Consider the following 23871-nt stretch of genomic DNA (forward strand, 5'->3'; position numbering starts at 1 on the left):
GGCTCCAGATGGGGTTCAGGTTAAAGATCAGTGATCGCCAGCAAGGCAATCTGCCCCGCCCAGCGATTGCGTAAGGCCGTGCTGGCATGATGCGCTCGTAATCCGGTGCGGCAGGCCAGTACGATCCGTGTCTCGGACGTTGGTAGTGCGTATTCCGCGAAAGCATCGGACGACAGATGCAGGGCGGATGCGCGGAACGGGGCGGCGGCTTCGGTTCGAAGGTCAATCACAAGATCATCTGGTGTGATCTGACCTTCTGCGATGAAGGGCGCGGGATGCTCAGGCTCGGTTGCTGTGTCAAAGCGAAAACCCGACATGCGCCAGCGTGCTGCGTCCAGTATCATCATTTGGCCCAGCGGTGTGGGCGACAGATCAAGCAGAACGGCCAAAGCCATTTGCGCCTGCATGGCCCCAATCATGGCAACCACTGGCCCCAAGACACCTGCGGTTTCACAGGTTGCGGCGCTGCGGGGCAGGTCAGGAAACACCGCCCGCAAGGATGGAGCCGTGGCGCAAAATCCGCCCACATAACCAGTCATTCCCAAGGCCGAGGCCGAGATCAGGGGTTTGGCAGTGGCAAAAGCCGTGTCAGATAAGGTGAAGCTTGCCGCAAAGGTATCGGCGCAATCAAGAACCACATCAGCCGCCGCCACAAAGTCCGGCGCATTCGCGGGCGTCAACCAGTCCACAAGCGGGCGCAGGGAGACATCGGGGTTCAGGGCTGCCAGCGTTGCGGCGGCGGCTTGCGCCTTGGGTTGGCCGATGTCCTGCATCCGGTACAGCGGCTGACGGTGCAGATTGCTCTCGCCCACGGTGTCGCCGTCAATCACCGTGATTGTGCCCACACCGGCCCCCACAAGATATTGCAGCACCGGCACGCCGAGCCCGCCGGCTCCGAGCACCAGAACATGGGCACCGCGAAAGCAATCCTGTCCTTCGGGACCCACGTCAGGCAATACAATCTGACGGGCATAGCGGTTCATTGCGTTACCTCAAGCCATGCGCGGAGGCGGGCGTCAGGATCAGGGTTCAGCGTGATATCCGTCACGGCGGCCACCGTGTCGGCCCCCGCGTCAAAGGCTCCGGGCGCGCGTTCGACTGACATGCCGCCGATGGCGCATAGTGGAATATCCCCGATTACGGCTTTCCATTCGGTCAATCGGTGAAGACCTTGCTCGGTCCATTTCATTTTCTTTAGGATGGTCGGATAGACTGGCCCTAGGGCGATATAGTTAGGGTTTAGTGCCAGTGCGCGGTCCAGCTCTGCGCGGTCATGCGTCGAAATTCCCAATTTCAGACCAGCGCGGCGTATAGCTGTCAAATCAGCGCTATCCAGATCCTCTTGCCCCAGATGCAACCAGTCGGCCCCCAGCTCCATCGCGAGTTGCCAATGATCATTGACCACCAGCGTCGCGCCATAGCGGCGGCACAGGGCTAGCGCAGCGGTGATTTCTTGACGTAGCTCCGGCTCTGGCTGCTCCTTGATACGCAGTTGCACCAGTCGCACGCCCAACTTGACGGCTCTGCCGACCCAGTCCGCACTGTCAAATACAGGGTAAAAGCGGGGTAAGTTCATAGCCATGCCTTTCCAATCAAAGGGGTGGAGGGGACCGCCATGTCACGTTGACCCATCGGACCTGATACAGCCGCCAAGGCACCCGCCTGCGCCGCCAATGCAAAGGCGCGGGCCATTTCGGCGGGGTCGTTGGCCTCTGCAACCGCAGTGTTGAGCAGGATAGCGTCAAACCCCAATTCCATCGCCTGAGCGGCGTGACTAGGAAGGCCAAGTCCTGCGTCAATTACCATCGGGATATCGGGAAATGCTGCGCGCAGCGTGCGCAAGCCGTGGATGTTGTTCAGGCCCATCCCCGATCCGATAGGCGCGCCCCAGGGCATCAGCACACGGCAGCCCGCATCAATCAATTTGGCCGCCAGAACTTGGTCTTCGGTGGTGTAGGGGAACACCTTGAAACCGTCGGCGCATAATGCCTCTGCCGCCTCCAACAATCCGAACGGATCAGGTTGCAAAGTGTCGGCATGGCCGATCACCTCAAGTTTAATCCAGTCGGTCTGGAAATACTCCCGCGCCATTTGTGCCGTGGTGATCGCCTCGCGAGCGGAATGACATCCGGCGGTGTTGGGTAAGAGGTGTACGCCAAGTCCGCGCACCATATCCCAGAACGCTTGCCCTGCGCCGCGCTGGCGCCGTAGCGATACCGTTGCAACCGACGCGCCGCTGCTGCGGAACGCCGCTTCCATCACGGTGGGCGAGGGATAGCGCGCAGAGCCCAACATCATGGGGGTTGTCAGTGCCACGCCATAGAAATCACGCATGGTTCACCCCCCCTGCATTGCGGTCAAAACCTCAAGCTGGTCGCCAGATGAAAGCGGTGTGCCATCGCGCGCAGCTGAGGGAATAAAAGTGCCGTTAAGGGCGGTCGCCACCCGCGCGTCGCCCCAGCCCAATTCGACCAACGCGGTATCCAGATGCGTAGCAGTCACTTCGTGCTGGTCGCCGTTTACCTCAATCTTCATGGATCAAATCCCCCATATTGCCTGTTAAAAGAAACTCTGCCGCCTGTTCTGCCAATGCGGGAGCCATCAGAAATCCGTGTCGGAACAGTCCGTTAAGATGCAAAATACGCCCTCGCCGAATGATGCGCGGCACATGATCGGGAAAGGCGGGGCGCAGGTCCGCTCCTGTTTCGACGATCTCGGCCTCGGCAAAGCGCGGGTCGAGCGCATAGGCGACTGACAGCAGTTCCAAAGCCGAGCGGACGGTCACGGGGCCGCGCGCTGCACTTTCGATTTGTGTTGCGCCCAGCATGAACAAGCCCCCCTTGCGGGGCACGACATAAAGCGGATGGCGTGGATGCAGCAGGCGGATGGGCCGCGACAAGGTGATCTCGTCCGAGCGCAGAATGATCATTTCACCGCGCACCCCGCGCAGGCCGGGCAGATCACCCTGTGCAGCTAAACCACGACAGTCGATCACGGGCCCTTCCAGATCGTCGGGCGTGACTGTGCCAGTTTCGACACTTACGCCTGATGTGGTGAGCATGTGTGTCAGGTCTGACAACGCCTGTCGCGGGTCCAGATGCGCCTCTTGCTCAAAGAACAGACCGCGCCGGTGGAGCCCTTCAAGGTCAGGCTCAAGCGCGGAAATTGCCTCGCTGTCGCAGGTGATGTGCCCGTGGGTGCGCGCGGCAAAACGGTCCAGTTCGGCGTGGTCACGCGCAGGTGTCAGCACCAATGTGCCTTGGGCGGTGACGCGGGTGACTTCCTGCCACAGGGCTGCTGCCTTGCGTCCATATGTGATCACGGGCAGCTCCGAAGTCGCGCCTTCGCACTCCGCAGCCAGCATACCGCCCGCCCACCACGAACACCCATGCGGCCCCGGCAAGCCGGTGCGATCGATGACACGCGGGCGTAGGCCACGCTTTAGACAGGAATGCGCGGCCCAAAGACCTGCAACGCCTGCGCCAATAATCGTGACATCACTCATCGCGCCACACCGCGTGGAAATGGTGGACGGGGCCGTTGCCGCTACCGATGTTCAGCTGGTCTGCGGCTGCTATAGCGTTCTGCAGATAGGCATGAGCGGCCTGCACTGCCTCGGGCAACAGCATGCCGCGGGCCAACTTTGCCGCAATGGCTGCTGACAGCGTACATCCGGTGCCGTGGGTGTTGTGCGTCGGATGGCGCGGCGCAGACAGTCGCAGCACATCTTGCGCGGTGATCAATAGATCAACGCATTCAGTGCCAGACGCGTGTCCACCTTTCATCAAAACGGCACGCGGCCCTAATGCCAGCAGGGCGCGGCCTTGCTCAAGCATCTCGGCCTCACTCGCGGCCTCCGGTGCGTCTAGCAACTGTGCAGCTTCTGGTAAGTTGGGGGTCACAAGGTCTGCCAGTGGCAACATCCGTGTGCGCAGTGCCACAACTGCAGCATCCGCCAACAACACGTCGCCCGATTTAGCCACCATCACCGGATCGAGCACCACCGGGACCGCGCAGCGCACCAAACCGTTTGCGACCGCGTTTATCGTTTCGGCGCTGCCCAACATGCCAACTTTGATCGCGTTGATCGTCAGATCGTCAAAGACAGCATCCATCTGGGCGCGGACCATTGCAGGGGTGAGTATCTCCACCGCCATCACCGCACGGGTGTTCTGCGCGGTGATCGCGGTTATGACGCTAGCACCATAAACGCCCAATGCGCTGAATGTTTTGAGATCAGCCTGAATCCCCGCGCCACCGCCACTGTCGGATCCTGCAATCGTCAACGCTTGAAAAACCATAGATAGCCCCATTCAAAAAAAGGGCCAAAGCATAGAAAAACGGAGGGTATACGGCTGTAAGGGTTCACAGCTTTTTCTCCGTTCCCTACGCCGGAATGACCCGGATCAGGTTCGATGGGTCAGCTTTCGCCTCTCAGCCATAATGGCACCCCAACGGATGACTAAGAGCTAGCTGCGAATCTAAACTATGTCAAATCGGGTGGCGGGAGTAACTGTGAGTTGCGATGGATTACTGCTGTGGTTAACCTAAATGAGACAATGCAGATCAGGTAGGTCACGGCGGTTGCGTTCGCTTGCAGCCGACAACCTATAAATACAATCAACAGGTTAACAGGTCCTCTCGGGTGGTTTTTTGCGTTCCAGAAAAAACGGCGCTACGGTGGTGCAACGTTTTGAACGCACTGCGGAACCCATGAAAAGTGAAATGGGAGCCCAACATGAAACTGTAGTTGCTGATCAGCGTAGATGAGGGCGGATTGCGGACTTTCGCCTCAAGTGCAAAACTTAGATTTACCTTTAGAAAAGCAGACGTGCGACGTTGCCACGCTTTATAAACGAAACGTGGCTCACTAGAACGCAGCGCGAGAATAGAATACGCGGCAAGCCAAGCTAAGATGGGCCGAGCTGCAGTCTTTCCATCAGAGCGATCAGGTACGAGGGTAATATCTGGGGCAGGCTTTCGCGGAGTGAATCGTAGCCTTTCCGAAAGCCAGTCAAAACACGCAGGTTTCACTAAAGTTGAACAAACCTGACGATAAAGTGCGATTCGAAAGCGTCTCCAACATGCGCAGCCATGTCAGGTGCGTTGTGGAGCTTGGCAGTTTGCCGTCACGCGAAATGTCAGACGGAATGCCCCACTTGATCATAAACATCTCTGGCGTGTGACCTTAATCCCTATTGTTTGAAAAATCCGATGACAACGCACTTTAGGTTGTTTGAGGGTTTTGAAACTACTACAGGTTGAAATCAGCAATATTTTGTGACCTCACTTGAAATTCCGCGACTAGGGTGTGTCAGTCCACTATTAAAAATTTAACCTTCGATACCCGCAACGACATCGAATTTAACATGGCAGCTGCGACTGGTCCAATGCTCACTGGATAGGGTCGAGCTGATTGTATCAGGTGCCGGGTTAATTGTGAAAATACCTGTATCGGGTGGCCCTCTGCTTTCTACCACACATGAGTCGTACGCATGTTCCAGCGAACCCTCGTGCCATACAGCACTAACACTCGCCGCCGGCGATCCAACCCATTTGCGGCCAAGCACGTGTTTTTCCAAATCACTTCGACGGAAATCCAGACCCTCTCTGTATAATACTCGACCCCAGCATTTAGGGGCAGAAAGAACATGAGGCAAATATGAACACGACTTTTTCTAAAAACCTGATCCTCGGATTCACATTTACTGCTCTCGTCCTCCCAATGGCGGCAATCGCGCAAAGCGGTCCACCTCCAGGCCTTCCCGTCGTAGACATTGCCGCCGCACTTGGCGTCTCCGAGGCAGCGCTGAAGTCCTGTATGCCAGAGCCCACCCAGGGTGCGCGCCCGGAACGGCCAGATGTGGCAGCAATCACATTTTGTCTGCGAACGGAAAATCCAGCGATCACGCAGGACTTTGTTGGTCAGACGCTGGAAAATTTTGCGCCTGCGCAAGCACGACCATCAAACTAAGCGACGTGATCAAACACGCACAGGCCACGAATTAAAGGCGACCCAACTCATGCAGTCGAACACGCACACCATCCCAAGCCTCACCAGAAGGCGCATGCTACTTGGCTTGACTGCCGCCTCTGTACTTCCAGCCTGCGCGAGTCAACCAACCGACGTCGTTGCCACAGTATCGTCGCCTCCCGTGGCGGATCCCCTCGTCGGCTTTCGCTTCTTTGCCGATGCCGATGTGGTGACTTGGGCGCAACACCTGAACCTATCGCGCCTTACAGAAAAGCCTCAAATACTGGCGCTATCTGGTGGCGGCGAAGACGGAGCCTTCGGCGCTGGCGCTCTTTCAGGTTGGTCCAAAACGGGAAAACGGCCTGATTTCGACATTGTAACCGGGGTCTCGACAGGTGCGCTAATTGCGCCAATGGCCTTTGCCGGAGCGGAAGGCGATGATGCGTTACAGCATATGTTTCTCGACAATGACGCCAGCGACCTTATGAAGGTGCGTTGGTTTTCGGCCGTCACAGGCGATAGCGTTTACGATACCGAACCCCTTGCAGATCTGATCGCATTTTATGCCCCTAACAGGTTTTTGGATAGGGTTGGCCAAAAGCATGCTGCTGGTGGCAGGCTCTTTGTGGTCACAGCGAACTTAGGAAACTCGGAGGCTGTCGTTTGGAACATGGGGGCCATTGCACAGGCCAGACAATACGATCTGTTCCGCGCCGTGATCCGTGCGTCAGGTGCCCTGCCTGGGCTGTTCCCACCTGTCAAAATCAGCTTCGCAGCGGGGGAAGGAACCACTACAGAAACACATGTTGATGGCGGCGTGCAAATGCAGTTTCTGGCAACACCCCCAGCCGCCTTTACGGTCAACTCGGATGCGGCGCGCGACGGGCATGCCTATGTGATCGTGAACAATACCCTCGATCCCGCACCGCAAGAGAGTTCGGACACGGTGCTGGGGATTTCACAGCAGGCGATGACGGCGATGGTCCGCTCTAACGCGGCCTCGTCGGTTAATATCGCACGCCTTCTTGCGCAAAGCCATGGACTTGGTTTTTCAGTCACCAGCGTGAGTACCGACAGTGGCATCATTTACGAGCCAAGTGACCGGTTTTCAGCCACCTATATGGCCGCGATGTATGCGCATGGCCAAGAGCGCGCTTTGTCCGGTTTATTGTGGGGTGGTTAAGGCGACGCGCGGCCAGATAAGTGGAGTACTTCTCGCATAAGGCAGGCGGCAATACTCTACATCTTATACATAGCGGACACGGTCCGTGCCGGACATCCAGGCTGCTTGGCGCGATACGGTAGTGCTAATCGTCGAACGGATCAGTGCGACGGAAACCGATGTATTGGCACGTATATGAGTTAGGTGCCGGCCTTGGTGGTCGCTCGCCTAGCACCAACACCTTATCGACAGGAAAAGACACTGCATGACCCCGATTGTCGAAAAGCGTCGGTGAGCTTCTAAACGTGCATTAACGCCACGGATCACTCCCAATCAAGTTCGATGGTTGCCCAATGAACCATTCAAAAACACACCAAAGGGTCAATAAAAATGACATATTTACGCAACGCCGCCATCATGTCGGCGCTTTTGGCATCGCCGTTGCCTGCATTTGCACACCACGGTAGCGGCGGGCAGTTTGACACCAGCACAACAATTGAGCTTTCAGGTGAAATTACGCGTGTCCGCCTCGTGAATCCGCACGCCTACGTGTATTTCGATTCAACGGATGCCAACGGCGAGGTCCTGAACCTGCGGTGCGAATTGCAATCAGGTTCTTTGCTCAAGCGTAACGGATGGACCACCGATATGTTTGAAATCGGCAATAAAATTTCGATTACTGGTTCACCTGATCGCACAGATCCGACCACTTGCTATATGAGCGAGATCACATTTGAAAATGGCGTTGTGGCTTCGCGCCACAGCACCTTTGACGATAGCGGTGTGATTGAGCTAGAGCACCGCCAAACAGAGCGTACTGCCCGGCAGGCGATTGCAAAGCAATCTGCCGAGAGGGGGACAGCAATCATAAGTTCAACATTGCGCCAAACCTGCTGGATCGTAACTTCACGGCTGATCAACCAAACCAGAAATGGGCCGGTGACATCACGTATATCCGGACGCGCGAAGGATGGCTGTATCTCGCTGTAATACTGGACCTGCATTCAAGGCGCGTGATCGGTTGGGCGGTGAGCAACAGGATGAAGCGGGACCTGGCGATCCGGGCATTGAACATGGCCATCGCCTTCCGAGCGCCGCCAAAGGGCTGCATCCATCACACGGATCGCGGGTCGCAATACTGTTCGCACGACTATCAAAAAATCCTGAGACAGCACGGCTTCAAAGTGTCCATGAGTGGAAAGGGAAATTGCTATGACTGTGAGTATGGTATTGCGGCTTGATGGCCTGACCCATGCTACGATTGACTGCGTGTCATTGCGTTGACGTGTCGACCGTCAAGTCGCCCCGGCAACGGGCGAGATGTGACTTTATAGGAGCCTGACGGTCAGCGTACCATCACAGTCCTGTCCCCTCGGATCGGTGCCTGGGCATTCTTAGCAATGAGGGCATCATGAAGACTACACATCCAATCATTATTGGCATCGACACACACAAAGCAACACATGTTGCCGTCGCAATCGATACGCAAGGCACCCGTTTGGCCGCATTATCTATACCCACCAATCCCAAAGGGTATTTGGAGCTGGAACGCTGGTCACAGTCTTTTGGGGGCGTTCTAGCATTCGGAATCGAAGGGACTGGTTCGTATGGTGCGGGCCTATCCCGGTCTTTGTTGGCTCAAGGCCACAATGTCATTGAGGTCACACGACCAAACCGACAGCTGCGATACACGCAAGGTAAAACAGACAGTTTGGACGCAGAGGGCGCTGCACGATCCGTTCTTTCTGGGCAGGCAACAGCGCGACCCAAGACACAAACAGGGTCATCCGAAATGATCAGACATTTGAAGATTGCACGCGATACTGGCGTTAAATCACGCTCACAGGCGATGGTAACGCTGAAGACGTTGATCATTAATGCACCTGCTGATCTTCGGGAAACACTGGATCCAATTCGAGGGAAAGTCGCGTTGATCCGGCATATTGCGGCCTTTCGGCCTGGCGATATCGACACGCCATTGGCCTCAGCAAAAGCCGCCATGCGGGCATTGGCGCGCCGGTGGCTGTGGCTGCATGAAGAAATTATTGCCCACGACAAGGAACTGGAACGCCTTGTCACCGAACGCACACCAGACCTGATGGTATCTCATGGGATAGCAACACTGACAATCGCAGAGATGCTAATCCTCGTTGGCGGCGACCCAACGCGCATCCGTTCGGAAGCAGCATTGGCAAAGCTCTGCGGTGTTTGCCCAATCCCAGCTTCCAGCGGCAAAACACACCGCTTCCGGTTAAACAGAGGCGGCAATCGACAGGCCAACGCAGCACTCTATCGTGTTGCTATCGTTAGAATGCGAAGCCACCAACCGACACTTGCATATGTCAAGAAACGCACGAAAGACGGGAAGAGCAAAAGCGAGATAATTCGATGCCTGAAACGCTACATCGTCCGCGAAATCTACAGCCAGCTCTGTGTATCGAAAACAGATCAAATCGCAACTTGACGAATATAGGAGCTTCAATGCGGCTGTTGAGACGTTCTTCAAAACCATCAAAGCGGAATTGATCTGGCGCGATACATGGGAAACCCGCAGAAAGGCTGAGATGCCATCTTCGAATACATCAATGGCTTCTACAATCCGCGACGCCGCCACTCAGCATTGGGTTGGAAAAGCCCGGTCGCCTTCGAACGCAAGGTGGCTTAAACGAGCACTTGGGGTGGTAATCCCCCCATTTTTAACGGGGTGCGGCTGTAGAACTTACGCGGCCATTTTTAGTTTCTGTGCGGGTGTGATGCCGCCGATGCCCATATTCGGGCGGTCATTGTTGTAAGTCGAGAGTATCCGTCTTGATCAAGCGGTTTTTGGTGTCCATTTGCGATTAGCTTTGACAAGTGCATTTGCGATTTCGATTAGCTTCCGCATTATAGCGACAATTGCGACCTTGGCGGGTTTTCCCACGTCTCGTAGGTGTTCGTATTTTGCTTTGAGGTCTGGGTTCCAGCGCATGGCGACTAATGCGGGCATGTAAAGGGCATCGCGCAAGGGCTTGCGCCCGCTTCCGATGGACGCTTTGCCCTGCCATAATCCAGACTGGCGTGTGATGGGGGCGAGACCAGCCAGGCTGGCCACTTGTTTGCGATCTAGCGTGCCGAGTTCGGGCATCAGGGTCAATATTGCGGCAGCAGAAACAGCGCCGACACCGGGCATGGAACGCAAAATATCATGCGTACGTGCGGTGCTCTCCCGCGCCTGGATCAGCGCTGCTATCTCGGCGTCCAACTCAACGATCTGGCGTTCCACTAGCGTGAGACGCGCTTTGGTTTGGCGTTTCAGGAGAGATAACCCCTGAATTTGAGCACGGTTGCGCAATCTGGTGCGATCCTTGACCAACCCAGCCCGCGCAACATGCAAGTCTTTGAGGTCAATTGCTTCTTTCGGGAGAGGCACTTGTGGTTCAAGATTAAATGCCGCGCCCATAAGCGCCAACATTCGAGCATCGACTGCATCAGTCTTAGCTCTCGTACCATGGGCCTGCGCAAAACGGCGCGCCTGCAAAGGATTTACCTTGACCAATGGTAACACCTTCCCAAGTGTCGCTTCAAAGGCTTTGTGATACGATCCTGTCGGCTCGTAAACGACCCTCGCTACACGGGTCGCCTTGCCCAACCATCTGATAAGAGCACGGAAGCCTGTGATTGAATTATCGAAGCGTTTAGCCATGTCGTCTTCCAATCGAAACACGTCCAGATGGGATTTAGAAATGTCCACGCCAATGTTATGATCTGTCATATTCTCCATATCCTATGCTTGTCATACGTGACTTGTTGCACGCGTATCCGTTCAGGCCTTTGGGGAAGACGGCGGTTGATCAAACTCTGGAGCGGTCCATCATGACCCAGCCATTTACGATCCAACCGCCGCCACTGCCTGTCACAAATGACGTGGCGGGCAGTGGCCCCATTATAAAGCAGGAGCCAAGTTCATTATAAGACAAGCCATTGTGTGGCGAAGTCTTGCGCCTCCTCGATGTTTTCAATGATGTGTTGGTCCAACCATTCATGCCTGACCGTGCGATTGTAGCGCTCGATGTAAGCGTTCTGCTGCGGCTTTCCGGGTTGGATATGCTGGATGCTAATACCTTGTTTTTCAGCCCATTCTAACAGCTTGCCACTGATATATTCTGGGCCATTATCAACCCGAATAGTTTCTGGTTTGCCGCGCCATTCGATGATCCGGTTGAGGCTGCGAATAACCCGTTCGGCTGGCAAAGAAAAATCAACCTCGATGCCCAAACCCTCGCGGTTAAAATCATCCAGCACGTTCAAAAGCCGAAACGCCCGGCCATCCCCGAGGCGATCCGCCATGAAGTCCATCGACCAGGTCACGTTTGGTGCGTCCGGCACTGCCAGCGCATCGGGTTTGTCCCGCTTTAACCGTTTCCGAGGTTTGATCCGCAAGTTCAGTTCCAGTTCGCAGTAGATGCGGTAAACGCGTTTGTGGTTCCACGGATGGCCCTGCACATTGCGTAGATGCAGGAAACATAGCCCAAACCCCCACGTCTTCCGGGCGGTCGTCAGCCCAACCAGCAGATCGGCGATCTCTTCGTTCCCGTCGCTCAAGAGCGGGCTGTAACGATAGCAGGTCTCACTCACGCCAAAGGTGCGGCAGGCCAGCGCAATGCTGACACCGTGTCGCGCCACAGCTTTCTCGGCCAGACCCCGACGCAGGGCTGGCCGGATCACTTTTTTCCAAGGGCTTCCTTCAGTAACTCAGCTTGCATGCTCATCTCGGCATACATCTTCTTGAGACGCCGGTTCTCGTCTTCAAGGGCCTTCATCTGGCTAATCATCGATGCGTCCATCCCGCCATACTTCGACCTCCATTTGTAGAATGACGCGTTGCTCATGCCGTGCTCGCGGCACAGCTCAGAGACAGGCACACCGCCTTCGGCTTGGCGCAGGATCGCAAGGATTTGGGGTTCGCTATATCTCGTCATCTTCATCAAAATCTCCTCAGATATCTTGCCGAGAAAATTCTACTTCCGCATCCCCTTAGTTTTGGGGAGGATTACCCAGCACCGGCGGATCCAGTTGAGACTCCTCCATCGATCGCAAATTCGTCAAGCACGGGCTATCGCTATGTCGTGACCGGTAAAGGTGGCAGCAACGGGCGCGCTGGTGCGCTGTTTGTGTCGGCGCATGCCGGCGGTGGTGGGCAGACTAAACCGACAGCGCCAAACGTTGCCGTAGTTCAAGGGAATTATAACACGACAAACATCGGTGTTGAAGTTGCCAATATTGGCGGCAATGGTGGCAACGGTGGTAACGGCTATGTTGGTGCGGGCGGTGCGAACGGCGGCAATGGCGGCGCAGGTGGCGTGGTGGACCTGTCATTTAGCGGGAACGTCACAACGACGGGCGACGCAAAGCACGGAATTTATGCGCTAAGCCGCTCTGGATCGGGAGGCAACGCGGGTACGGGATATCTGTCGTTTGGCGCGGGGTCTGGCAACGGTGGTCCGGGCTCTGACGGCGGCGCGGTCACAGTCTTTACAAGTGGCACAACCAGTATTGCGACCAATGGTATCGGTGCGCATGGTATTTACGGCTTAAGCGTTGGTGCGAATGGCGGCACGGGTGGGTCTAGCTTTGGCATCGTCGGCAATGGCGGCACGGGTGGGTCTAGCTTTGGCATCGTCGGCAATGGCGGCAGCGGTGGTGTCGGCGGCAAGGGCGGTGTTGTATCGGTGACGAACAATGGGGACATCGTGACCAACGGCGTTGGCTCTCATGGTATTTTGGCCCAGTCGATTGGCGGCGGTGGTGGCGATGCGGGCACTGCAGGCGGTATTGTTGCCTTTGCGGACGTAGGTAATGCGGGCGGATCGGGCCGCAATGCAAGCGGGTCTAACAGTGGCGCTATTCGGACCAATGCCAATTTTTCACGCGGGATTTTTGTACAGTCGATTGGCGGCGGCGGCGGTTCTGGCGGCTTTGGCGGAGGTATTTTTGCCTTGGGTGGCACTGGTGCGGGTGGAGGCGAGGCTGGCACGGCAACAGCGACCAATTCTGGAACCATCAACACGTTTGGCGTCGGGTCAGACGGGATCATGGTGCAATCAATTGCGGGATCTGGGGGTGCTGGCGGTGGCAGTGGCGGCTTGGTGGCGATTGGCGGTAGCGGCGATGCGGGCGGCGACGGCGATACGGTTTCAGCAACAAACAGTGGGACCATCACGACAAGGAATTTTGGCGCACGCGGGATTGTGGCGCAGTCGATTGGCGGCGGTGGCGGCAATGGCGGGTCGACGGGGGGAATGGTGTCCGTTGGCGGTAGCGGTTCTGTCGGTGGCGCTGGCGGAAATGTAACCGTGCGCAACGACGGACAAATTACGACACGGCAAGCGGATTCAACCGCACTGATGGCGCAATCCATTGGTGGTGGTGGTGGTAACGGCGGATCGGCCACGTCGGTTGGCATTTTTGCGGCTGTTGGCATTGGCGGCGATGGTGGCGCGGGCGGCGCGGGCGGCGTTGTTGATTTGACGCTGTCGGACACCGATGTCGGCACGCAGTCGCGGATATTTACCGAAGGTGACCGGTCGTTTGGTGTCTTGGCGCAGTCGATTGGCGGCGGCGGCGGTAATGGCGGTGGTGCGACTTCGGTTGCTCTAGGTTTTGGCGGTGCTTTGGCTGTCAGCATTGGCGGTAATGCAGGTGTGGCTGGCGACGGTGGTGTAGTGACTTTGAACGGGTCCGGTTCTGCGGATGTCGAGACACGCGGTGCAGATTCTACAGGAGTCTTGTTGCAATCGGTTGGCGGCGGCGGCGGCAACGGCGGGTTTGCGATCTCTGTTGCGGCAGCGGCGGGTCCCGTAGCAGGCGGTATTTCGGTCGGCTTGGGGGGCGACGGCGGTGCGGGAGGTGCGGGTGGCACGGTCACAAATAGCGGTTACGACGGTAAGATTATCACGCGCGGGACACGGTCCAACGGCATGGTCATGCAATCGATTGGTGGCGGGGGCGGCAATGGCGGTTTGTCTGTCACGGCTGCGGCGGCTTTAAGCATTGGCGCATCTGGCAGTGTCACAGTCGGTGTGGGTGGTGAGGGCGCTAGCGGTGGTGCTGGTGGCACGGTGAATGCGACCAACACTGCGGATGTCGAGACCTTTGGCACGTTTTCTGATGCGATGGTTGTACAGTCGATTGGTGGCGGTGGCGGGAACGGTGGCGGCGCGATTTCTGCTTCTATCGGGTTCAGTGGTGGTGCGTCTGCGGGGATTAACGTGGGTGTTGGCGGCAATGGTGGTGCGGCAAGCGCAGGCGGGTCGGTCACATTGGTTACAAACGGTGATTTAATCCGCACGGCGGAACGTGGATCGCAGGGCGTTGTGGTCCAGTCAATCGGCGGCGGCGGCGGTAACGGTGGTTACGCGATTGCGGCAGGTGCAAATTTTGCCGCAGGTGCGGCGGCAACGGTGACGGTAGGGCTTGGTGGGAAAGCCGGCGGTGGCGGTGTTGGCGGCACGGTGTCGGCTGTGATTGGTGCGGACGTGCTAACGGGTACTGACGCTACCTCGACAGATTCGGGCGGTGTTGTTATCCAATCCATCGGTGGTGGCGGTGGCACGGGCGGTTTCTCTGTTTCAGCAGGGATTTCGGGTGCTGGCGGGGCTGCTGGTGGCGTGAATGTCGGTCTTGGCGGATCGGGCGGATCAGGTGGCAGCGGGGGGTTGATTAGCCGCGCAGAAGTGAATGGCGATGTGACGACGCTGGGCGATCGCTCAGGCGGTGTCTTGGTGCAGTCGATTGGCGGCGGCGGCGGGAATGGCGGCTTTAGTGTTAGTGCAACGGTTGCGGGTGCTGGTGCTGCGGCAGGCACAATTGGTGTTGGTCTTGGTGGTCGTGGCGGCGCGGGCGGTGCTGGTGGCGTGGTCAATGCAAACATCAACGGCGATGTGTCGACTAGCGGCGCGCAGTCGGCAGGGGTTGTGACCCAATCGATTGGCGGCGGCGGCGGTAACGGCGGGTTCAATGTGACCGCCAATGCGGCAGGTGCGGGCACCGGTGCGGCGGCAATCGGCGTTGGTCTAGGCGGCCAAGGCGGTGGCGCGGGCAACGGCAACACTGTTGATGCGATTGTGACGGGCACTGTGACTACACGTGGTGACGCGGCAACTGGTATTTTGGCGCAGTCGATTGGCGGATCTGGCGGCAGCGGTGGCTTTAACGTCACAGCGTCGCTTTCGGGTGCTGGCACGGGAGCTGTGGCTGTCGGTGTTGGGCTGGGTGGTAATGGCGGCGTTGCGGCGAATGCGGCAAAAGTCACATTGCGCAGTGATGAAACGGTTATGACGCAAGGGCATAGTGCGTCGGGTGTTGTTGCGCAGTCCATTGGCGGCGGCGGCGGTGCTGGCGGGTTTAACGTGACGGCCAACCTGGGCGCTGCGGGGACTGGTGCGGGTGCGATTGGTGTAGGCCTTGGCGGCAATGGTGCTGGCGGCGGTCAAGCGGGAGACGTTGACGCAACTTCGAACGGTCGTATTTTCACCGATGGCATTGCGTCGTCTGGTTTTGTAGCCCAGTCCATTGGCGGCGGCGGCGGGAATGGCGGCTTCAATGTCACGGCCACGTTGGCTGCTGGCGGCAAGGGTGCTGTGGGTGTTGGAGTCGGTTTAGGCGGTCAAGGTGCTGGTGGCGGCAATGGTGCGCGTGTTGATGCGGCTGTGAATGCAACTGTTTTGACGCTGCAAGATCAGTCCACTGCTGTGCTTGCGCAGTCTGTTGGCGGCGGCGGCGGTAACGGCGGATTCAACGTCACGGCCACGTTGGCTGGTGGCGGCACGGGTGCTGGAGCGCTTGGTGTTGGACTTGGTGGCTCGGGTGCCGGTGGCGGCGATGGTGGGATCGTTAACCTGATCATGACCGATGACATTGAGACGCGCGGCAATAATTCTTCCGGTGCGATTGCGCAGTCTATCGGCGGCGGTGGCGGCAACGGTGGCTTCAACGTCACGGCGACCTTGGCTGGTGGTGGCAAGGGTGCAATTTCAGCCGCTGTTGGTTTGGGCGGCACTGGCGCTGGTGGTGGTAATGCGGACGATGTGACCAACGTGGCGCAGAGCAATATTATGACCGCGGGCGATACGTCGACAGGATTGCTGGTGCAGTCTGTTGGTGGCGGTGGCGGTAATGGCGGCCTGAATGTGTCTGCCAATATCACGGTGGCTGGCAAAGGTGGCGGCGGTGCTGCTGTTGGTCTTGGCGGCTCTGCGGGCGTTGGTGGTTACGCGGGTAATGTGCGGTCCACATTGACGGGTGACGTCGATACAACAGGCACGGATTCTAGCGGTGTGATCGTGCAGTCGCTTGGCGGCGGCGGCGGCAACGGCGGCTTGAACATCTCGGCAAGTATCACGGCCTCTGGCAAGTTCGGCGGCAGTGCTGCTGTTGGCCTAGGTGGCAGCGGCTCTGGCGGTGTGAATGTCAGTGCGGCGGTGAATCTGTCTGCTGATGCTGGCGGCGCGATTGCTGTGGGACTTGGTGGCGCCGGTGGATCCGGTGGTGACGGTGAAACTGCGACAAGTATCGTCGTGGGCGACATCACAACGCTGGGCAACAATGCCGCTGGTCTGACGGTTCAGTCGCTTGGCGGCGGCGGCGGCAACGGCGGTTTGAACATCGCGGGGGCTGTGAACATCACGGGTAAAACAGGCGGCGCGATATCTGTGGGAGTTGGTGGTTTTGGCGGCGGCGGCGGTATGGCTGATGAGGTCAATAGCGATTTCACCGGCAATGCGCAGACGACAGGCAACAACGCCGCTGCGCTGATCGCGCAGTCGCTTGGTGGCGGCGGTGGTAACGGTGCGACAAACGTATCGGGTGCGATTTCCGTGGCAAAAGACAAAGGTGGTGCAATTGGCGTCGGCGTTGGTGGCTTTGGCGGCGGTGGCGGCCAAGCGGGCAGCGTAAGGCAAGCGGCGACAGGTCAGTTCCTGACGCGCGGCAACGATTCAACCGGTATCTTTACCCAGTCGCTTGGCGGCGGCGGTGGGTCGGGCGGCACGAACATTTCGGCAGCACTGAATATTAGCCGCGACACGGGCGGTGCGATTGGCATCGGTGTTGGCGGGTTTGGTGGCGGTGGCCAGAATGCGGGTGATTTGACACAATCGAATGTTATCGGTGGTGTGACTACATTGGGCGCAAGAAGCACGGCGATTTTGACGCAAAGCATTGGCGGCGGCGGCGGGGCAGGCGGGACGAATGTTTCGGCAGCCGTGAACCTGACGCAGAACAATGGCGGTGCGATCGGGCTTGGGCTTGGCGGTTTTGGCGGCAGTGGCGGAAACGGCAAGGTTGTCGTCAGTACGCTGCGGTCTTCGATGCTTGCGAGCGGTGAACAGTCGGTAATCGATACGGTTGGGGCAGACTCTATCGGGGTGCTTGCGCAATCGGTTGGCGGCGGCGGCGGTGCTGGTGGTTTGAACGTCAGCGCAAGCGTAAGCTTGTCTGGAAAATCTGGTGCGGCGATCAGTTTGGGCCTCGGCGGCTTTGGCGGCGGCGGCGGTGATGCGGGTGATGTGACGCTTGATGCGATCAGTACGATCACCACGCGTGGCAATGGTGCGGACGGCATTTTTGCGCAGTCTCTTGGCGGCGGCGGCGGTGTTGGCGGCACAAATATTTCGGGCTCTTTGGCGCTGACGAAACCTTCGGGTAGCGATACTATTCTGTCGATTTCTGCTGGTGTTGGCGGCTTCGGCGGCGGCGGCGGTGATGCAGGGGACGTGTCCGTTTCATATGATGGTTTGCTGACGGCTGTGCCGTTGACCGAACTTCCAGACGGTAGTTTTGTGCCTGATTTAACGTCGGGTGCCAACGGTCTTGTGGCGCAGTCCATCGGCGGCGGCGGTGGCAACGGCGGGACAAACGTGTCTGCTGGTCTTGCAATTTCTAGCAAGCCAGGTGCGGGTCAAACGGATCGCAGCAAATCCTACGGGCTGTTAGTTGGCGTCGGCGGCTTTGGTGGCACGGGTGGCAATGCAGGCAATGTCGCGGTGAATGTCGCGGCAGGTAGCGAGATTGTGGCACACGGCACTGGTAAATCTGGTTTGCTGGCACAATCTGTTGGCGGCGGTGGCGGCAATGGCGGGTTGAACGTCTCTGCGGGTATCGTGTCTGATACGTCGCTTATTGTTGGGGTCGGTGGTTTTGGTGGCAATGCGGGCACGGGCGGTGACGTTAACGTTGTTTCGGTTGCAGATATAATTGTAACCACGAACCCGACCGATCTGGCCGAGCCTTCAGATGAAGATTTCATCAGCGGGCTGACGGATATTGTTGGCGCAGATGTTGTTGAAACAATTGTATCTCAGATCGAAAGCAAGGGTTTGCGCCGGTTGTTCATCGATGTGGGCTTGTTCAAGGAAGACTCCAACGAGACTGAAGGGTCTGCGGGTCTGCTGGCGCAGTCCATCGGCGGCGGTGGCGGTAATGGCGGCCTGAATGTGTCGGGTGGTATTGCGCTATCCAAAGACGAGAAAATTCCATCGGTGACGTTTGGTGTTGGTGGCTTTGGCGGTGCGGGTAACGTGTCGGGCGACGTGTCTGCGGATCACACCGGGACCATCACAGTCGAAGGCAATTGGAAGCACGGTATTTTCGCGCAATCAATCGCTGGCGGTGGCGGTAATGGCGGGATGAACGTGACCGGTCAGGTGAATTACGCGAAGTCCGAACAAGATCGCGGTGCAACTGATTTTAGTGTTGTTGGCGGTCTTGGTGGTCATGGTGGTGCGGGCGCGGATGCAGGCAATGTGCTTGTTGTTGCGGACGGCAATATATCGACCACAGGCTATCATGCGCGCGGTATTTTCGCGCAGTCGATTGGCGGCGGTGGCGGAACAGGCGGGATGAATATCTCGGCAGTTGCGACGCAAAATAGCCAACCTATTGCGATGGGCATTGGTGGGTTCGGGTCTGGTGGCGGCCATGCTGGTACCGTGACGGTCCAGCGCGGCAGTACTTTGTCGGCTGATGCAATGATCGTCACAAATGGCACAGGCGGACACGGCATCGAAGCGTCAAGTATCGGTGGTGGTGGCGGTGACGCTGGCATTAATGCGGTTCTGGGCTTTAGCAAGACGACCGGACAAGAAAGCGATAGTGGAAATGCAGGTGATCCTGACCGCAAAGTGCCAGCGCATACTGGCGTAGATGCGTCGGTCATTCCTAATTACAACGCCGTCCTTGACGAGTTGGAGGGGAAATCAAGCGCTCCCGAAGCCGTGCCCGCATCAACGCAAAAAACGACCTATTCTGGCGTGATTGCCGTGGGTGGTAGCGCGGGTAGTGCTGGCAATGCAGGAGACGTTGACGTTGACCATTTCGGCCTGATTTTGACGCAGGGTGGCGCAAGTCACGGCATCATGGGGCAATCCATCGGTGGCGGTGGTGGTAATGCCGCGCTGAATGTCGGGCAGATGTTTAACAAAGGGGCTGCGTCCAAAGTGCGCGGGTTTGCTGTGGGCATTGGCGGCGGAACAGGTGATGGCGGAAACGGTGCTGGCGTCGATGTGCGCAACACTGGCGTCGTGACAACACTAGGCGACGTGTCTTACGGTATTTTCGCGCAGTCGATCGGTGGTGGTGGTGGTAACGTTGGCTACGACTCGGTCTCAAATAAAGCTGAAAACGGGAATATCTCAGTCAATATCGGCCGGACGGGTGGCAGTGGTGGCACGGGCGGTAATGTATTTGCGAGCTCTGACGGGACCGTGACCACGCTAGGTGATGGGTCGCACGGTATATTTGCACAATCCATCGGCAACGGCGGTGGTAACTCTTCTAGCACATCGATTAGCCTATCGACGCCAGGTGAAGGTGACGAGCCTGGCAACAGCTATCAAATGTCCATGGGTCTTGAGGGCGGTGTCGGCGGCAAAGCTGGCACAGTCGGTGTTGACGCTAGCGGGCAAGTGACGACCGACGGTACGGCAGCGCACGGCATCTTTGCACAGTCCGTCGGTGGCGGCGGTGGCACAGGTGGTGGTGTTTCCAGTTCAACAGGTGAAGGCATGGCCGTAGCAATCAGTCTGGGTGGATCTGGCGGCACTGGTGGCACCGGCGACGCTGTGACTGTAACCTCGGATGCGCTAATTCAGACCCTTGGCGATGGTGCTATCGGGATCATGGCGCAGTCCATCGGTGGCTCGGGCGGCACTGGCGGTCTTGTGAAGGGTGGCCCAACTGCGTTTAGCGCTGTGACGGGCTTGAAAAGCACAAAAGATATTGGTGAATCTTATAACCTGAGCCTTGGTGGCGACGGTGGTGTTGGTATGGCGTCGGGCACGGTGAGTGTGACGACGACGGGTACCATTTTGACCGACGGCGTCGCGTCGCACGGTGTCTTTGCGCAATCTGTTGGCGGGGGCGGCGGCATGGGCGGCCTTGTGACCACGGGTGTGATGAACCTGCGCGCGGAAATCGCTAGCCAGAACACGCTATCGATTGGCGGTGATGGCGGGACGGGTGCTGTGTCTGGCGCGGTCACGGTGGCAAACGACAATAGTATTACCATCTTGGACGAGCGGGCCGTAGGCATCTTTGCGCAAAGCATTGGTGGCGGTGGCGGTGATGCGCAGAATGTGTCGAATATCATTCTGGGCAAGGCGGCCGCAGAAGCGGCAAACAATAGCATTCTGATCGGAGGCAAGGGTGGCGAGGGAGCCAAAGGCGCTGACGTCGCGGTAACGAATGGCGTAAACGGGGCGATCGCAACCTTGGGCATCGATGGCTACGGTATTCTGGCGCAATCGATTGGCGGCGGTGGTGGCACTGGTGGATCAACGAAAAACGTTGTGGCGGACACTGGCAAAAGCGGTGGATCATCGACCGAAGGCTTTAACATTGGCTTGGGCGGCTCTGGCGGCGAAGGCGGAAGCGGCGGCGCTGTGACTGTCGCAAACGCGGGCACGGTTACCACATTTGGTGACAACGCTCACGGCATCATCGCGCAATCAGTTGGCGGTGGCGGCGGAATCGGTGGCAGCGTGACGCGCGGCGATCTGGCGCTAGCGCAGGGAAGCACCAGTGCGCCTTCATTGGCGATCAGTCTTGGTGGCTCGGCTGGCAACGGTGGTGTTGGCGGCGCTGTGACCGTGGAAAATTCGGGCACGATTTCTGTCAACGGTGACAGCGCGTACGGTATCTTTGCGCAGTCAATCGGCGTCGGCGGCGGCAACGGCGGCATGGTTGTTGACCTGTCATCATCGGCGGCAACCGCGCCTTCCGGCGCACAGACATTGACGCAAATGGCTCTTGGTGGCAGCGCCGGTAACGGCAACGATAGTGGTGACGTCTTGGTCAACCATACTGGTACGATTGTAGTCAATAGTGCCAACGGGTACGGCATTTTCGCGCAGTCTGTTAGTGGCGGCGGCGGCAACGCAGGCCTGACTTTGACGTCATCTGCGGCAACAATTGCGGATCTGGTGTTTTCGACGGCACTGGGCGCGCGTGACGGCGCCAACGGGAATGTTGGCACGGTTACCGTCAACAGCACGGGCGACATCATCTTGAACGGCGTGAACAGCCAAGCCATCCTGAGCCAATCGATTGCAGGTGGTGGCGGGTCCACCGCCACGGCAATCGCGCTTATCAGTGCTGGTAATATTTTGGTATCCGGTGACGGGTCTGTCGGTGTTCTGGCGCAAAGCCTTGGCGGCGGCGGCGGTGCAGTTGATGCCATGTTCTTTGGCTCGGCAGGCGGCGCCGGCGCTAGCGGTTCTATCAATCTGGCGGTTCAGGGCAATATCCTTGCCACAGGTGTCGGCGGCATTGCGGTGTTGGCACAGTCCGAGGGAAAAGACGGCGCGGGCGATATCGAAATTGTGCTTGACGGCGTGATCATGGGCGGCAGTGGTCCAAGTGACGACAGCGCAGCGATCATGATCGACGGTGGCAATGCCAATAACGTCAATCTATCGACCGATAGCTTCTTGATGGCCGCAAATAACCAGATTTTGCGCACCGGAGCGGGTGACGAAACAGTCAATTTGCAAGGGCAGGCCTTAGGTAATGTCGATCTAGGTGCGGGTCAAAATAAACTTACGATTGATCCTGGTGCGACATTCTATGCGCAGGATACTGTTGATCTGGGTGCGTCTGGCGAGATGAATGTGGACGGGTTCTTAGTGCTGGGTGGCGAGGTCAGCATGACCGTAAACCCTGCAACAGATGCGATACCATCGCTGACATATGACGTGAGCGCGGGCGCATTTGGCGTTGCTCCATTGGTTTACCAGACCACGAAAGTGAATGGTAACCTGACGCTGGGTGCGACTGCTGATTACATCGTTGACGCGTCATTTAGGCAGGACGGCCAAGCTGGGGTTGGCAGCGATCTTATTGATGTCACTGGCGACGCCATCGTCAACGGCACGATCCGTCCAGTGCTGCACAAGTTGGAGCGGGCATTACCTCTCGTGATCGTCGATGTGGATGGTCTTGGATTCGACGCTGGCGCCTACGTGATCGACACAGCACTTATTGATTACAGTATTGGGTTGAATGGCAGCTCAGGTGACGGCAGCAGCATTGATCTGGTCGCTGACGTTAACTTTTCAACGGCAAACATGAACCTAAACCAAACCAATGTGGGGCTATATATCAACGATGTTTTGAACGGCGAAGGCTCCGCAAAATTGGGTGACTTGTTTGCGGTCATGGCGAACTTCGAAACTGAAGAAGAAGTGATTCAGTTGATGAGCCAACTGACCACCGGCGATTATGCGTCTAACCAGATTAGCGCACAACGCGGTGCTCTAGGTTTTGCGCAAGCACTGCAAACTTGCGATCGTCCAACGACCGCGCTATCCACACTTGAGGATACACGGTGTCATTGGCTGCAAGTCTCGGGCACGAAATATACCCGTGATGCAACTGATAATGCGCTGAACTTCTCGTCTTTTGATGACGGTTTGAACGGTGGTTTCCGCTTCCCGCTGGATGGTCAGACGTTCGTCACCTTCGGCGGTAGCCACGAGACGATTACGGTAAACAACGGAACTACGTTCTCGGCCAATGGCAGCCGCAATCAGTTCGGTGTTGCTCTTCAAACATCGCGCGGTCCTTGGGAATTTAGCGGTAGCCTATCTACAGGTCGCAGCACTTATAATGCCAACCGCCTGATTAACATCGAGGGCGCTTTGCCTGATGGTACGCAACTGGACGCCACAAGCATTGCAACCACGACCCAGATCGTTTCGCACACCAACCTACGGTTTGGGGCGGGGTATCGTCATGTCTTCGCAGGAGAACAGTTCTATATCCGTCCGGGTATTGATGTTGACGCGACGCGCCTACGGTCATGGTCCGCGCAGGAAATTGGAAACCGCTTCGGCGTCAGTTTGCAAGACACCACACAGTGGGCTACAACCGTAACCGCTTCGCTGGAAATGGGTGCGGATACGGATCTTGGACAAGGCGTCAAAATGCGCGGCTTTCTGCGCGGCGAGGCTATCTTTGGCGATACGGATAATCTGTACGTCGACGCCCGTTTGCCCGGCACGAGTGCCAATGATGGATCGTTCCGCAACTATGCGGACGTTGATTCCAGATCGACACGCCTAACTGTTGGTGCGACCTTTACGAACACGCGCAACAACACATTTGCGGATGTGACATACGAACGCCAAAAAGGCGACCGTTCACGGTCTTCTACGCTTGGTGTTAAACTTGGTATCAACTTCTAACGAGCACTAAAGGAAAA

12 protein-coding genes, 4 pseudogenes and 1 riboswitch are annotated in these 23871 nt (G+C 57.6%); of the genes and pseudogenes, 8 read left to right on the plus strand and 8 right to left on the minus strand.

The window, feature by feature from the left end:
- Positions 1–20: 20 nt before the first annotated feature.
- The 6 genes from ACXLHR_RS00645 to thiD are packed head-to-tail and all read right to left on the minus strand — an operon-like array spanning position 21 to position 4301.
- Positions 21–983, minus strand: coding sequence for a ThiF family adenylyltransferase (locus ACXLHR_RS00645; protein ID WP_458789627.1), 963 nt, complete (start codon positions 981–983; stop codon positions 21–23).
- Positions 980–1576: a thiamine phosphate synthase gene (locus ACXLHR_RS00650; protein WP_458789628.1), complete on the minus strand. Its 597-nt coding sequence runs from the start codon at positions 1574–1576 to the stop codon at positions 980–982. Before ACXLHR_RS00650 ends, ACXLHR_RS00645 begins: the two co-directional genes overlap by 4 nt.
- Positions 1573–2334 (minus strand): thiazole synthase, encoded by a 762-nt coding sequence (locus tag ACXLHR_RS00655; protein ID WP_458789629.1) that lies wholly within the window; start codon positions 2332–2334, stop codon positions 1573–1575. The genes ACXLHR_RS00650 and ACXLHR_RS00655 overlap by 4 nt, the downstream gene beginning before the upstream one ends.
- Before the next feature lie 3 nt (positions 2335–2337).
- The gene (thiS, locus tag ACXLHR_RS00660; RefSeq protein WP_458789630.1) at positions 2338–2535 is read right to left on the minus strand and encodes a sulfur carrier protein ThiS; all 198 of its coding nucleotides are present in this window, start codon (positions 2533–2535) and stop codon (positions 2338–2340) included.
- The gene (locus ACXLHR_RS00665) at positions 2525–3505 is read right to left on the minus strand and encodes an FAD-dependent oxidoreductase (protein WP_458789631.1); all 981 of its coding nucleotides are present in this window, start codon (positions 3503–3505) and stop codon (positions 2525–2527) included. The genes thiS and ACXLHR_RS00665 overlap by 11 nt, the downstream gene beginning before the upstream one ends.
- Entirely contained in the window at positions 3498–4301 is an 804-nt protein-coding gene (gene thiD / locus ACXLHR_RS00670; RefSeq protein WP_458789632.1) for a bifunctional hydroxymethylpyrimidine kinase/phosphomethylpyrimidine kinase, read from the minus strand. The genes ACXLHR_RS00665 and thiD overlap by 8 nt, the downstream gene beginning before the upstream one ends.
- A 65-nt stretch (positions 4302–4366) precedes the next feature.
- Positions 4367–4464: riboswitch (TPP riboswitch) on the minus strand.
- A 527-nt stretch (positions 4465–4991) separates the two neighbouring features.
- Between thiD and ACXLHR_RS00675 the strand changes: the two genes are divergently transcribed.
- From ACXLHR_RS00675 to ACXLHR_RS00705, 7 genes and pseudogenes are all read left to right on the plus strand, one after another.
- Positions 4992–5186, plus strand: a complete 195-nt coding sequence (locus ACXLHR_RS00675) for a glyoxalase superfamily protein (protein ID WP_458792437.1) — start codon at positions 4992–4994, stop codon at positions 5184–5186.
- A 476-nt stretch (positions 5187–5662) separates the two neighbouring features.
- Entirely contained in the window at positions 5663–5974 is a 312-nt protein-coding gene (locus ACXLHR_RS00680; RefSeq protein WP_458789633.1) for a hypothetical protein, read from the plus strand.
- Positions 5975–6155: 181 nt separating this feature from the next.
- A complete protein-coding gene (locus ACXLHR_RS00685; RefSeq protein WP_458789634.1) occupies positions 6156–7157 on the plus strand; it encodes a patatin-like phospholipase family protein in 1002 nt (333 codons plus the stop codon).
- A gap of 396 nt (positions 7158–7553) precedes the next feature.
- A pseudogene (locus ACXLHR_RS00690) lies at positions 7554–7823 on the plus strand (DUF6152 family protein); the annotation flags it as partial.
- A 170-nt stretch (positions 7824–7993) separates the two neighbouring features.
- Positions 7994–8353: pseudogene (locus ACXLHR_RS00695) on the plus strand (IS3 family transposase); the annotation flags it as partial.
- A 194-nt stretch (positions 8354–8547) separates the two neighbouring features.
- The gene (locus ACXLHR_RS00700) at positions 8548–9600 is read left to right on the plus strand and encodes an IS110 family RNA-guided transposase (RefSeq protein ID WP_458789635.1); all 1053 of its coding nucleotides are present in this window, start codon (positions 8548–8550) and stop codon (positions 9598–9600) included.
- 16 nt (positions 9601–9616) lie between these two features.
- Positions 9617–9801: pseudogene (locus ACXLHR_RS00705) on the plus strand (IS3 family transposase); the annotation flags it as partial.
- A gap of 147 nt (positions 9802–9948) precedes the next feature.
- Here the strand turns inward: ACXLHR_RS00705 and ACXLHR_RS00710 are convergent.
- Together ACXLHR_RS00710 and ACXLHR_RS00715 are read right to left on the minus strand one after the other, a co-directional pair.
- Positions 9949–10887 (minus strand): IS110 family RNA-guided transposase, encoded by a 939-nt coding sequence (locus tag ACXLHR_RS00710; RefSeq protein ID WP_458789636.1) that lies wholly within the window; start codon positions 10885–10887, stop codon positions 9949–9951.
- 203 nt (positions 10888–11090) lie between these two features.
- Positions 11091–12100, minus strand: a pseudogene (locus ACXLHR_RS00715) (IS3 family transposase); the annotation flags it as partial.
- A gap of 141 nt (positions 12101–12241) precedes the next feature.
- On the opposite strand from ACXLHR_RS00715, the gene ACXLHR_RS00720 reads away from it, so the two are divergent.
- On the plus strand, positions 12242–23854 hold the full coding sequence (locus tag ACXLHR_RS00720; RefSeq protein WP_458789637.1) for a beta strand repeat-containing protein: 11613 nt from the start codon (positions 12242–12244) through the stop codon (positions 23852–23854).
- The last annotated feature ends 17 nt before the right edge of the window (positions 23855–23871 follow it).

This window comes from Yoonia sp. MH D7 (assembly GCF_054439475.1).